Annotated in this window: 7 protein-coding genes; 5 read left to right on the top strand and 2 right to left on the bottom strand. The window is 47.3% G+C overall.

Annotation, left to right across the window (positions count from 1 at the left end; genetic code table 11):
• Positions 1-9 precede the first annotated feature (9 nt).
• Positions 10-987 (bottom strand): class II fructose-bisphosphate aldolase, encoded by a 978-nt coding sequence (locus QUB77_RS23695; protein WP_333177935.1) that lies wholly within the window; start codon positions 985-987, stop codon positions 10-12.
• A gap of 299 nt (positions 988-1,286) precedes the next feature.
• Positions 1,287-2,021, bottom strand: a complete 735-nt coding sequence (locus QUB77_RS23690; RefSeq protein WP_333177938.1) for a phosphoadenylyl-sulfate reductase — start codon at positions 2,019-2,021, stop codon at positions 1,287-1,289.
• A 931-nt stretch (positions 2,022-2,952) separates the two neighbouring features.
• Here QUB77_RS23690 and QUB77_RS23685 point away from each other — a divergent pair.
• The 5 genes from QUB77_RS23685 to QUB77_RS23665 all read left to right on the top strand — a co-directional run bounded on the left by QUB77_RS23685 (position 2,953) and on the right by QUB77_RS23665 (position 13,864).
• The gene (locus QUB77_RS23685) at positions 2,953-3,318 is read left to right on the top strand and encodes a response regulator (RefSeq protein ID WP_333177940.1); all 366 of its coding nucleotides are present in this window, start codon (positions 2,953-2,955) and stop codon (positions 3,316-3,318) included.
• A gap of 257 nt (positions 3,319-3,575) precedes the next feature.
• Positions 3,576-4,079 carry a chemotaxis protein CheW gene (locus QUB77_RS23680; protein WP_333177942.1) on the top strand — a complete coding sequence of 168 codons (504 nt, stop codon included), beginning with the start codon at positions 3,576-3,578 and terminating at the stop codon, positions 4,077-4,079.
• 90 nt (positions 4,080-4,169) lie between these two features.
• Positions 4,170-9,962 carry a PAS domain S-box protein gene (locus QUB77_RS23675; RefSeq protein WP_333177944.1) on the top strand — a complete coding sequence of 1,931 codons (5,793 nt, stop codon included), beginning with the start codon at positions 4,170-4,172 and terminating at the stop codon, positions 9,960-9,962.
• Positions 9,963-10,353: 391 nt separating this feature from the next.
• Complete coding sequence (locus QUB77_RS23670; protein ID WP_333177947.1) at positions 10,354-13,155, top strand: hybrid sensor histidine kinase/response regulator; 2,802 nt, start codon at positions 10,354-10,356, stop codon at positions 13,153-13,155.
• A 232-nt stretch (positions 13,156-13,387) separates the two neighbouring features.
• Positions 13,388-13,864, top strand: coding sequence for a chemotaxis protein CheW (locus QUB77_RS23665; RefSeq protein ID WP_333177950.1), 477 nt, complete (start codon positions 13,388-13,390; stop codon positions 13,862-13,864).
• Positions 13,865-13,928 lie beyond the last annotated feature (64 nt).

The following is a 13,928-nucleotide window of genomic DNA, read 5'->3' as shown; positions in this document are numbered from 1 at the left end:
TTTGTTTTTTTACTTCACAAGAAGACTGAAAGCTTCACTATACACAGGCTTTAACATTTGATCAAAACTTGATTGGTTGTGGCTTGTTTGTTTCTTTCTGGTACTCTTTGCGGTCCAGTCATCCGCGTAGGGAGAGTGATGCAAATAAGCTTTACCGACTGAACCGAAAAGTTGCAGTTTGTCAGAAATGACCCATTGCATGGCATCGATAGCTTTTTCCATTATTTCCAACAAATCTGGATAAGCCTCAGAAATGCTACTTTTTAACACGTCCATATAAGCTTCGCGAACTTCTGTATTCACATTAAATTTCGATACTCCGAATTCAATACATTGATGAATCATTGATTCGGGCAAACCGCTAGCACCGTGCATCACTAACGGCACTGAAACAGCAGCCCGGATTTTTGCCAGACGCGGAAAATCTAGTTTTGGTTCGCTTAAATATTTGCCGTGAACGTTACCAATTGTTACGGCTAAAAAATCCACATTAGTTTCTTTGATAAACTCTACTGCTGCTACGGGATCGGTCATCCTTGCGGCTTTCTCATCGATGGTCAAACCGTCTTCCCGGCCACTAATTCTGCCGATTTCTGCTTCAACTGCCGCACCGTTAGCGTGGGCTAATTTAGTCATTTCCCGGCTAAATATTAAGTTTTGTTCGTATGGCAAAAAAGAACCGTCTGCCATAATTGATTTAATGCCCGCACCTAGGCCGAGGTGAATGTCTTTTTCTGAGGTGCTGTGATCTAAGTGTACTGCGATCGGCACTAAAGATTTGCGGGCGGCTTTGAGGCACAGCGCGACGAAGGGCGATTTGCCATATTGGAGGGCGCTGGGGTTAAGTTGCACTATAGCAGGACTATGCAGCGCTTCAGCCGCTTTGATGACGGCTTTTACTCCTTCTAGGTTGTAGACGTTAAAAGCGCCGATCGCATAACCATTTCTCAAAGCCGTGTTCAGCAATTCGCTAGTTGAGGCGAGCATATAGTACCTACTTTAAAAACTTTTCTGAATGTCGATCATTCTATCAAAGTTCTAGGCCAAACTCAGCTTAATTTGTGTTTATTTTAATTGCAAATTCTTCCGCTAGCATTTATTATGAATGTCGATCATTATATCAAAGTTCAAGGGCAAGCTCTGCTTAATTTGTGTTTATTTTAATTGCGAATTTTTCCGCTACGATTTATTTAAAGTGCATTTATTCTTGAGTTGGGTAAGGTGCGCTAGGCGCACCCTACGATTTGTTTGGTGCGCCTAGCGCACCTTACTCCTTGAGTGATTCACTATGTTTGTGCGTTACCAGCGTGCAAACCGCATTCTTTTACGGTCGCTTCTTCCCACCACCAGCGACCTTCACGTTCGTGTTGGTTCGGCAATATCGGCTTCGTACAAGGTTCGCAACCAATACTTACAAAACCGCGTTCGTGCAACTTGTTGTAAGGCACATCCAAAGCGCGAATGTATTCCCAAACCTCTGCCGAAGACCAGTTTGCTAAGGGGTTGAATTTAATTAATTCATGGTCAGGAGTTGAGAATGCAGTGTCAACTTCAATCACTGGAATACCGTTGCGGGTACTGGGACTTTGGTCTTTCCGCTGACCAGTAATCCAAGCATCAAGAGTATTCAGTTTGCGGCGCAGCGGCTTGACTTTCCGCACGCCGCAGCATTCTTTGTGACCGTCTTGATAAAAACTAAACAATCCCTTTTCTTCTACTAGGGCTTGTACTTCTGCTGCATCGGGAAACATTACTTCTAATTTAATGCCGTAATGTTTTCTGACTTGCTCCAAAAACTGATAAGTTTCTGAGTGCAATCGTCCGGTGTCTAGGGTGAAAACGCGGAAATTCTTAGTAATTTTTGAGGCAATATCGATCAGAACTACATCTTCAGCCCCGCTGAAAGAAATGGAGATATTGTCAAAATTTTCTAGGGCAAATTTGAGAATGTCTCGCGGTGTTTTTTGACTGTATTCTGCTTCTAGCGCAGCAATGTTGAGATTTCTTTGGATGGCAACCATATTTTCGGGTTTTCGGTGTTCTTTTCCTCTAGCCCTTTATTATAGCCGATCGCCGTCTCTCCCTGACCGACTCATTTGACAATCAAGCAATGTCGTCCGGGGCCCCCGGATTCATCCGTGAAGCGAGAAAAAAGCTCCGACTGCTCATCACCCACCCCGGATTTATCAGTCTAAGCACTTCTTCAATTCTGAAACCTAAAATCTCAAATCTAAAATCGATTGACCGCATCTTGCAGCAGTCTTTTCGGCTGGGCCCACAATCAAGCTCAAGGATGGCGGTCGCCTGCTGGCAGTAGTTTTGGTGAACCCAACACTCCTCGACTGGGTAAAATGGGACTGCGGCGCGCTCAGTTTATTTTTCCCAAAAATTATAAATTACAGACAATAAAATTCTTTAAATGTCATTGTTACCATCCTCAAATTGGGCATTAATTATTAATTCAATAATAGCGACAACTCAGCAATATCTTGCTGTCTATTAAGTGGACAAAATTTATATCCTTACCAGTATTAACTGCGCCCTAGGTACTTTTAAATTGCTGTTATTTGGGTCAATCAAATAACTTAATTAGCACGACTGAGGCAATGCCCTGAACTAGAGAATAGGGAACAAATTTCCAAAAAATACGTAGAAAATCCCGCTTTGGTTCCCCAGTCCCTCCTTCTAATAAGAGCTGTTGGTTTCAACACAGCGAATTACCAATAATCAATTACCACTTACCGATTAATTTATTCAGACCGATTCCGTTAGCAAAGTAAATTTTTATCGCTTTTAATCACTGACAGCTAACCTTCAGCCATACGATCGGCTATATTGTATTTAGAAGTAAATTAATTTGTCCGCAAAGCGGTCGAGTCCCATCGCCGCCGATCGCGCCAGCTTCTGAATAAACGTAGTCCGCTGTCAATAACAGCAAGGAAGTGTGGAATTATGTCAAAAATTTTAGTAGTGGACGACGTTAAAAGCGAACTAGAAATCATCTGTCGCATTCTTCAAGATGCGGGATTGGATGTGATTCGGGCAGGCGACGGCGAAGAAGCGATCGCCATGATCCGCACAACCCGTCCGGCTTTGGTCGTTTTAGATGTAGTGATGCCACGAATGAACGGGTTTGAAGTGATCAGAGAATTGCGGGGCGATCGCGCAACTGCCAAATTGCCCGTAGTATTTTGTACTCATAAAAACACCGAGATCGATAAAGCTTGGGGAACTGATTTAGGCGCAGACGCTTACGTTAGCAAACCCTTTGAACCTCAGCAACTCGTCCACGTAGTGCAGCGTCTGCTTTCCACCTAATCCGAATATAAAGTTATCGGCAGCTTTCCCAAAAATATTATACCGACAAACCCCGTTTTTTTTAAGAAACTGGGTTTTTGAAACCCATAAAAGTTTTATATTTAATGATAGCAATCTGCTTATTGGCCAACCGGCGATTTATTTAACGGAAACATTTGAGACACCCAAAGTTATTCGGAAAAACTCGATCGGCGATCGACTTTAGGGTCAAACCAAAATTCTAATTTGTAAGCTACACTATAAACTAAAAATAAGCCATGAAAATCACGGCTGCCCCCGCTGGGGGGAATCAAACAAGTGGAACAAAGCAATTTCTCCTGTTCGGTCAAGGAGGCAGTCTGTTCGCCATAGACTTAGAGGCAGTGCGGGAAGTCCTTTCCCTCAAGGAACAACCGATTTCCCTGGTTCCCAACACCCTGCCATTTTTGCTGGGATTAACCAACTTGCGGGGCGAAATCTTAGCAGCAGCAGACTTCGGACAGTTCGTCGGTATTGAGTCGGTTGACATCCACCACCCAAACAGCCGCATCTTAGTTGTAGAAGCCCCCGATCCGCGAGACGTGAGATTGTTGTCGAGAATCAGCCTGGGATTAGCCGTCTCCCGCGTCGAAGGAGTTTTACCTCTCAATCCCGATCGCATTGTCTCAGCACTAGATGTGAGTCCCGACCTAGCTCCATTCTTAAAAGGTCTGTACAATTCCGAAGGACGCTTGCTAATGATTGTCGATGTAGAAGCGATCGCCCATTCCGAACGCTGGTAAAAAGCAACCATACAGGTAAGTCTACAACTACTTTCCATCAATAATTTTAACTAACAATCGCCCGCATCCGATTTGCCCATCCTTAATTTTATGATCAAAATTCTCTATACCTTGATCGCAACGACTTTAACCTTGACGTTGCCTGACTTGTCCCAATCGGTGCTAGCTGGAGCTGCTAATTGCATCATTTGTGTGTGTTACTTTGCCATTGCCTGGATAATCAGCTTAGGTTTGTGGCGAAACCGTCAATTCGGGTTCGACATCTTCGCCACAGCCACAGCAGCCATATTTTGGACCTGCGCTTTCGGGCACAGCGGCCACGCCGCCGAATACCTAGGGCTACCGCACTCTCCAGTGGCACAAACTGTGTTCGATTGGATAACTGTAATGGCGGCGCTCGTTTTTTTGAGTTTGTCCAACCGCTACGGATTCTTAGTAGGTTCCAGGCAAATCCTTAGCTCTAAAAAAGAAACAGAACAAGCACTGAGCGAAACTAACCAGCGATTTCACGCAATCTTCGACCAAGCTTTTCAAATGTTCGCATTATTGGAGCCAGACGGTACTCTGATCGAAGCAAATCAGACAGCGCTAGAATTAGGCGATTTCCAAGCATCAGAAGTGCTGGGGCTGAAATTTTGGCTGACACCTTGGTGGGCATCATCTCCCACCAACCAGCAGCGCCTAAAAACGAACATTCAACAAGTCTCGGCCGGCAAGTTTGTCCGAGAAGAATACGAAATCACCGGTTCCAACAACCATGTGACAGTAATGGACGTGTCGTTTAAGCCGCTGTTAAATGCAACAGGAGAAATATTTCAAATCCTCGCCGAAGGCCGCGATATTACCCAGCGCAAACAGGCAGAAGCCACATTGCAGCAGCTAACTGCAGAACTAGAGCAGCGAGTGAATGAAAGAACCGAGCAGCTCCTGCAAACTAACGCACAAATGGAACAGGAAATTCGCGATCGCACCGCAGCCCAAGAGCAATTAAAAGCCTCAGAACAATTCTTAAACAACATCCTCAACAGCATCCCCGACCCGATTTATGTCAAAGACCAACAGCACCGCTGGATCATATTAAATGATGCTTTTTGTCAATACCTAGGTCACAGCAGAGAAGAACTAATTGGCAAATGCTACGACCAGTTCTTGCCCAAACAGGAAGCAGAGACATATCGAGAAAAAGACGAATTAGTTTTCTTGACAAATACCAGCACCGAAATCCAAAAAACCATCACCGATCCAGCAGGAAACACCCGCTTTGTCTCCGCCAAAAAATCTACCTTTGTAGATGCCGACGCCAGACAATTTCTCGTTTGCGCGATTAGAGATATCACCCAGCGCGTGCAAATGGAAGAACAACTGCGGCACACACTCGCAGAAGCAGAAAGCTCCCAAAACTTGCTGCGGACAGTCATTGACGCTACGCCAGACTGCATCTTTGTCAAAGATCGAAACTCGCGCTATACCCTAGTCAATGCAGGTTTCGCCACCGCCTTCGGCAAAACTCAAGCAGAAATTATCGGCAAAGACGACGCAGAAATAGGCATATCGGTCGATCGAATCTTCCCCAACTTCTACGGCGAAACCGACTCCCAGAACCAAATCCAAAACTTCCGGGCCGGCAACCACCTCGCGCCCGGTTCCAACGACTCCGCCACCTTAACCGACGGCAAAGTACACAGCTTTGACACCCTGAAATTGCCCCTCAAAGACGCAGAAGGCAACATTTTAGGAATGCTCGGCTTGGCACGCGACATCACACAGCGTCGCAAATCGGAACAAGAACTATTGCGGTTCAAAGCAATTTTAGAAACCACAACAGACTGGGTAGGCATCGCCGACTCCCAACAGCGCACCATTTATCTCAACCGCGCAGCCAGAGAAATGTTAAGAGTTGGCGAGCACGCAGATTTAGCCGGATTCAGCATTTCCGACCTGACATCGCCCAAAAGTATCGACACTCTTATCAACGTCGGCATCCCCGCAGCTTGTCGGGACGGGGCCTGGAGTGGCGAGGCAATGTGGCGAACTTTAGACGGCCAAGAAATACCAGTTTCTCAAGTAATTATTGCTCACAAATCCGAGGATGGAGAAATTGAATTTTTGTCAACTATCGCCCGCAACATTACAGAAAGCAAGCGCACAGAAGAAGCTTTGCAGCAGAACTTGCAAATGCTCGACCTCGCCAGCGACGCCTTGATCGTTCGGGATATTGACGGCACGATTAATTATTGGAATCAGGGAGCCGAACGGATGTACGGCTGGACAAAAAAAGAAGCCTTGGGGAAAATCACCCATACTCTATTGCACAGCATTTTCCCTCAGCCTTTAGCCGCTATATTGGCACAGTTAGAAGAGCAGGATTATTGGGAAGGAGAAGTAATTCATACCACAAATTCTGACACAAAAATTACCGTATTCAGCCGCTGGAATTTGCAGCGAGACGAGCAGGGAAAACCCAAAGCAATTTTAGAAACTAACAACGATATCACGGAGCGCAAGCAAGCAGAAATCGAAAAGCAAAGATTGATTGCAATCGTAGAAAGCAGCTCGGATTTTATCGGCACTGCCACCCTGGAGGGACAGGGAACATACCTGAATTTCGCTGGAATGAAATTAGTAGGATTGCCAAATATTGAAGAAGTCAAAAGCAAAAGTATATATGACTTCTTCTCAGCAGAAGATGCTAAGATTTTAAAAGAAGAAATCGTGCCGACTACTATGCGAGACGGTTTTTGGCAGGGGGAATTCCGCTTGAGGAACTTTCAAACCGACGAAGACTTTCCGGTTGACTTCACCCTATTTACAGTCAAACACCCAGAAACCGACGAGCCTATGGGGTTGGCAACAGTTACTCGCGACATCAGCGATCGCAAACGTGCAGAAGAGATGCTGCGCGATCGCGAAAGACTGTTCCGAGCCATTTTCGACCAATCGTTCCAATTAGTGGGGCTGCTGGAACCAGACGGCACCGTTTTAGAAGCCAACCAAACAGCCCTTACAGTCGCTGGACTGGAGCGCGAAGACTTCGTAGGCACCCAGTTTGCCGAGAATCTGTGGTGGCAAATTTCCCCAGAAGCCAAGGAAAAAGTGCAAGATGCGGTCGCAAAAGCCGCCGCCGGCGAATTTGTCCGCTATGAAGCCGACGTGCTCGTTGCTGGGGGTGCTGTGATGACTGTGGACTTCTCCCTCAAGCCGATCGTAGACGACAGCGGCAAAGTCGTGCTGCTGATTCCCGAAGCTCGCGACATCAGCGATCGCAAAGCCCTAGAACGAGAATTAGTTTTGCGTCAAAGCCGCTTTGACGCATTTTTCGCAGCCGCCCCGGCCTCCATGTTTATTTTTGACGACCAGTTGCGGTTCGTGCAAGCCAACGAAAGTTTGGCGCAAACTACCGGCGTCTCAGTTGCCGAACACCTCGGCAAGACCGTCAGGGAAGTTATACCGGAAATGGTTGATACTCTACAGCCGATTTTGCAGGGCGTTCTGGCAAACAACCAGCCGCTTTTAAACATTGAGGTGTCGGGTACAACTCTCAACCAACCGGGCGCGATCCGAGATTGGCTGGCGTCTTACTTTCCTTTGCCCGGATCTGACGGCAAACCCATCGGTGTCGGCGGTGTGGCGATCGAAATTACCGATCGCAGAAAAGCAGAACTAGAGCGCGATCGATTTTTCACCCTGTCTCTCGACTTGCTTTGTATTGCAGATTTTCAAGGCAAATTCAAGCGCGTCAATCCGGCTTGGGTAAAAAGCCTCGGCTACACCCTAGAAGAACTGGAAGACCAACCTTTTATCAATTTCGTCCATCCCGACGATCGCGAACAAACCATAGCCGAAACCGGCAAATTATCCAGCGGCGTCGAAACAATCGCTTTTGAAAATCGCTACCAGTGCAAAGACGGTTCCTACAAGTGGCTGTCGTGGAAAGCGCGGCCTGAAGCCGAACAAAAGTTCATATATGCAGTGGCTCGCGACGTTACCGAGAGCAAACAGGCGATGGTGCAACTGGAAAAAACAACAGCCCAATTAGCCCGTTCCGAAGACCAATTTCGGCAGCAAAGCAATCTCTTGCAACTGCTAATAAATAGCATTGGCGACGGCATAATTGCTGCTGACGAAAATAACAATTTTCTTTTGTTCAACCCCGCCGCCCAAGATATCTTTGGCACGGGTTCGACAGAGACTCTTCCCAACGAATGGTCGGCAAAATACGGTTTATTCTTGCCCGATACGGTAACTCCCTATCCCCCAGCCGACATACCTTTAGCGCGCACGGTTCGAGGAGAAGTAGTTGACGACGTAGAGATTTTCACCCGCCACGCAGGCAAGCCAGAGGGCCTGTGGGTGAAAGTGAACGGCCGGCCCCTCAAAGACGAAACGGGGGCGCTTAAAGGCGGCGTAGTCGTTTGCCGCAACGTCACCGAACAAAGAGCATCCCAGCAGCAAATGCAGCAGTTGGCCGAGGCACAGGAACGCTTGCTGCAAGAACTCAAAACTCGGCAAAATGCCCTAGACGAATCGGCGATCGTCAGCGAAACCGATCTCCAAGGCATCATTACCTACGTCAACGACCGATTCATTGAAATCTCCGGTTACAGCATGGGAGAACTCCTGCACCGCAACCACCGCCTCGTCAATTCCGGGTACCATCCCCAATCATTTTTTGAAGAAATGTGGGTGACACTTTCTCGCGGTTTGGTGTGGCAAGGGGAAATCAAAAACCGACGCAAAGATGGCTCGTTTTACTGGGTAGATTCGACGATTTCCCCGATTTTTGATACCAGCGGCACAATAGTTAAATATATTGCCATTCGCTTTGACATTACCGAGCGCAAAGAGGCAGAAGAACGACTAGGAAAATTAGCAGCAGAACGTAAAGCTGAAGCTGATTCTCTGACGCAGCAAGTCCTTAAATTGTTGGGAGAAATTAAAGGCGCGGCTCAAGGCGACTTGACAGTCAGGGCGGAAGTAACTAACGACGTTTTAGGTGCTGTCGCCGACTCTTTCAACTTCTTAATCGGTTCTCTGCGGAAAGTGGTAACGGGAATTCAAACTTTAGCCGAACAGGTAACATCTGCCACCGGCGAGTCAATTAACAATACCAGCCAACTCACCCAACAGGCGGAAGTTCAAGCAGCAAAAATATCTGCCATCATGCGCGAAATCGAGCGGATTGTGAATTCGATCCGCGACGTGCGAGATGTTTCGGTGCGGGCCGAAACAGTGGCTCAGCAGTCTTCTCACACGGCTGAAGTCGGAGGTATGGCGGTCGATCGAGCTGTCGAAGGCATTAACGGGCTCCGGTTGACGATCGCCTCTACCTCCAAAATGATGAAGCGTTTGGGCGAATCTTCGCAGCAAATTGGCAAAATTGTGACTTCGATTTCTCAACTTGCTTCGCAAACTAATTTATTAGCTCTGAATGCTACTATTGAGGCGGCGCGAGCTGGCGAACAAGGTTTAGGCTTTGCTGTTGTTGCCGAAGAAGTGCGGAAATTAGCAGAAAGATCCGCCGGCGCTACTGAGGAAATCTCGGAAATTGTCGGTACAATTCAAGAAGAAATCAGCCGCGTGATGAAGGCAATGGAATCGGGAACGCTGGAGGTAGTGGAAGGCACTAAGCTGGCAAGCGAAGCCAAAACTCACCTCAATGCCATCATCGAAGTTAGTCGAGAAATGAATGCTTTGGTGCAGAATATTACTATCGCATCTGCCAAGCAAACTGTTTCGGCTGAGGGAATTGCTAACAGTATGCAGCAAGTCAACGAGATTGCTAATACGACTGCACAAAAAGGTGCGGATGTCAAAGCATCTTTGGACGAGTTGTCAGGTTCTCTGGGCCAATTGCAAAAGTCGGTGGCGAATTTCCGCAGTTAGTTATTCGTCATTAGTCATTGGTCATTAGTCATTGGTCATATTAAATCTGGTTAAATACCACGATTCCGTAGGGGCGGGTTCACCAATAATCTTTAATTCCCACCGCCAATCTGCATAAACCCGCCCCCACCCAATGCAAAAAGTGCGTAAGCGTTGCCCTCGAAGAGGATCGCCTATTTCCTAAATTTTCTCAAAAAATCGCCTATTATCTCAATTTTCCCCAACAAATGCGCTCGTAAATTCATCGCTGGGTGGGGGCGGGTTTATCTAGATTGTTGGTACTCATTAGATATGGTTGGTGAACCCGCCCCTACAAGAATTACGGTCAATTCATCGGACATGATTAAGAAGTGACTAATGACTAATGACTGCTAACTAATGATTAACTAATATGAATGATGACGATTTAAACGAATTAATAGATGCTTTCACCGCAGAATGCGAAGAGTTTCTCCAGTCAATGGAGACGAATCTGCTGGCGATGGAAGCTGCGGGTTTGAAAGAGCGACAAGCGGCAGTTAAAGAAATGTTTCGGGCGGCTCACTCGATTAAAGGTGCGGGTTCGATGTTGGGCTTTCAAAACGTGTCGGCGGCGGCTCACACGCTGGAGGACTGTTTTGTCATTTTGCGCGATCGCACAGACTTGTCGGCTCTGGAACCGGCTACTGTGAGTGTTTTGCTGCAGGGGGTGGATGCTCTCAAAAAGATTACGATCGAATCAATTCAACACTCCGATATCACAACTCCGGATCAAACGGAAAACTTGGAGGCGATCGCCCAAATTTTCGCCCAGTTCCAGGTCAAGTACGGCAAGCCAGAACAGCCGCCAGTCGCCTCAGCCAGCCAACCGTCCGCCCCGGAAACCCTGAAACTGATTTTTGAACAGCAAGTGCCGCCACTCTTCAATCGCCTAGAAACCGAGCTTTCCCAAGCTTCCGAGGCTGATTTGGCACAAAGCGTCACCGCCCTCAACCAGGTTTACTACCAACTATCGGGTTTGGCTGGAATGTTGCAATTGCCGGATTTTGGGAAAGTCGCCGCAGCCCTGAGAGATTTGATCGACTCTCCAGACTTGACTCTACAACGGTTGCAATCCGAGGGTTTGGCGATCGCCCAAAACTTGCAAACCGCACGCCAACAAATATTGGAAGGAAGGGCGATCGACATCCCCGAAATCTCTCCCACTCCCCCCGACTCCCCCTCTCCCACTCTCCCACTCTCCCCCTCTCCCACTCCCCCCGAAATCTCCCCATCCCCGCCTCTCCCAGTCCCAAACCCGCAAAGGCCGACAATCCGCGTAGACTTGGAACGCTTGACAGAATTAGTGAATCTAGTCGGAGAATTAGTCATCAACCGTACAAATTTAGAACTTCAAGAATCCGAACTGCGCGGCGAAGTCAAGCGCATCCGCCGCAGTATCGTAGATTTGAACCAATTCGGGGGTCAGTTGCGAGAAGAATACGACAGACTGAGCTTTGCAGAGTGGAGAGGGGGAAACGGGAACTCTGGATTGGGAAAACTTGCAGCCGCAGAAACAGAATTCCCCATGATTGCTAACGGCAAATCCTCTCCTGCCCATGGTCACTTCGATATCTTAGAGATGGATCGTTATACAGAGTTCCACTCGACAGCCGCAGAAGTCATCGAAACTGCCCAAGCAATTTCTCACTCCGCCACCAAATTAGACACCTTAGCCATGAAATTCGAGCGCAGTACCGACCAACTGCGCCGCATTACCGAACAACTACGCAGCCGCGTCATGCAGTTGCGAGTCGTGAGTTTCAGTCGCGCCGTCGATCATTTGCCCAGAGCCCTGCGGGAGATGTGTCTCACATACGATAAAGATGTCAACCTGCTGCTAGTGGGAAGAGATACCAAAATTGACGAAAGTTTGCTGGATGCTTTGCGCGACCCCTTAATACACTTAGTGAGAAACGCTTTCGACCACGGCATCGAAATGCCCGAAGTTCGGAAAGCAAGCGGCAAGTCGGCCAGCGGTCAAATAGAAATAGAAGCCCGCCACCAAGGTGGCCAAACTATTATTACTGTCGCCGATGACGGCAAAGGCATTGACCCGGAAATGATTCGCCGTAAAATTGTCACAAAGGGTTTGGCTACGGAGGAACAAGCTCAAGAATTTTCCATTGCCGAACTCTACGATTTTCTGTTTTGGCCGGGTTTCAGCACTACAGAAGGGGTCAGCGACCTTTCGGGGCGGGGAGTCGGGCTCGACGTGGTGCGAACAAATTTGCGGACTGTGCGGGGGACTGTGAAAATAGACTCTCGCCTGGGAAAAGGTACGAGTTTTATTATCAAACTGCCGCTGCTGCTGTCGATTACTGATGCTTTGATGGTGAAGACGGATCACAATAAAATAGCAGTGCCGCTGGATGCAGTCGAGGAAATTCTGCACATTAAAGCCTCGGAAGTTCACATCGCCGGCAATCAGCCGATGCTGTGGTGGCGGGAAGAATTTATTCGTTTGGTGAGGATGCAAGATTTGCTCGAATACAGCGTCCTCCCGCCGGATGCCCCCTCTCCTGACCCTTTGAGCCTAGACGAAATTCCCGTCCTGGTTTTGGCTTCTACCGAAGGAATGCTGGCGGTGGCCGTGGAACGGCTGATCGGTCAGCAGGAAATTGTGGTTAAACCTTTGCCGCCGCCTCTATCCAAGCCTCGCGGCGTTTTGGGGACTACGATTTTGGGGGACGGGCGCGTGGTGAATATTCTGGATGTGGATGATTTGGTGGGCCAACCTGTGGTAAATAGTTCGATCGCCGCTATCTCCGGTAAAGTGAAGGAGATGCCGGCGAGTGCGAGTCAGTCACCGCAGATTTTGGTAGTGGATGATTCCTATACAATTCGCCAGTTGCTGTCTCTGACGCTGACTCGTGCTCGCTACCGGGTGGTACAGGCTAAAGACGGTGTGGATGCCCTGGAAAAGTTGCAAAATGGTCTTGATTGCAGTTTAGCGATCGTGGATATTGAAATGCCCCGGATGGATGGATTTGAATTGTTGCGATCGATCAGATCGACCCAGCGGTTTGCTAAGATTCCCGTAGCCATGCTGACCTCCCGTAGCGGGCCCAAACATCGGCAAATGGCAATGGAATTAGGCGCCAATCAATACTTCACCAAACCTTACAGCGAAGCCCAACTTTTACAAGCTATCCCCAAATTAATCAAACATTAAATAATCCCCAATAGCGGTAAGGTGCGCAATGCGCACCCTACTAAAATCAAATAATCTTCAATCTTCAATCCAATAATTCTTCAATCTAAAATCTAAAATCGAAAATCTAAAAATTAATCAAACATTAAATAATCCCCAATAGCGGTAAGGTGCGCAATGCGCACCCTACTAAAATAATCTTCAATCTTCAATCCAATAATTCTTCAATCTAAAATCTAAAATCTAAAATCGAATGACTCACGCCAATTACAATCGCCGCTTTCGGAGCAATAAACAAGCCACTGTTAGAGTTTCCCCTAAAAAATTTGTTTCCTTTGAACTAGGAAATATTTACTATGCTGTTCCTATTGAACGAGTGGAGCGCATTGTTAAAAACTTTAATGCCTACGGTATTTTACCTAACGGTAATAGTTTATTGCGGCATCAAGAAGAACTGATTACCATAATTAATTTATCCACAATATTTCCCAGCAGTCCGAGCCTTTCTGAGTGCAAATACCTGATTATTTGTACCTTAAATAAAAGTGATCGGTTGGGGATTCCCATTCCTGATATGCCAAAAATTTTGGAAATTTCCGAAGAAAGCTTCTGCGAGATTCCCGAATTGTACCGTCAACAGCAACTGCCTCCGGTAATAGAAAAGTTAATTCGCGCACCTGATGGTTCCGAAGTTTTTTATCTGAATTTGGATCTATTTAGGGCTTGCTGAATCAGTGAGAAAAGTAAACAGTGTATGGGTTTTCCGACCAAAAAAGTAGTAAGGGTGCAAGAAA

Source organism: Microcoleus sp. AT9b-C3, assembly GCF_036705485.1.
In the GTDB taxonomy this organism is placed as follows: domain Bacteria; phylum Cyanobacteriota; class Cyanobacteriia; order Cyanobacteriales; family Microcoleaceae; genus Microcoleus.
The sequence above is the reverse complement of the archived record's forward strand: the minus strand, read 5'-3'. Positions and strand labels throughout refer to the sequence as shown.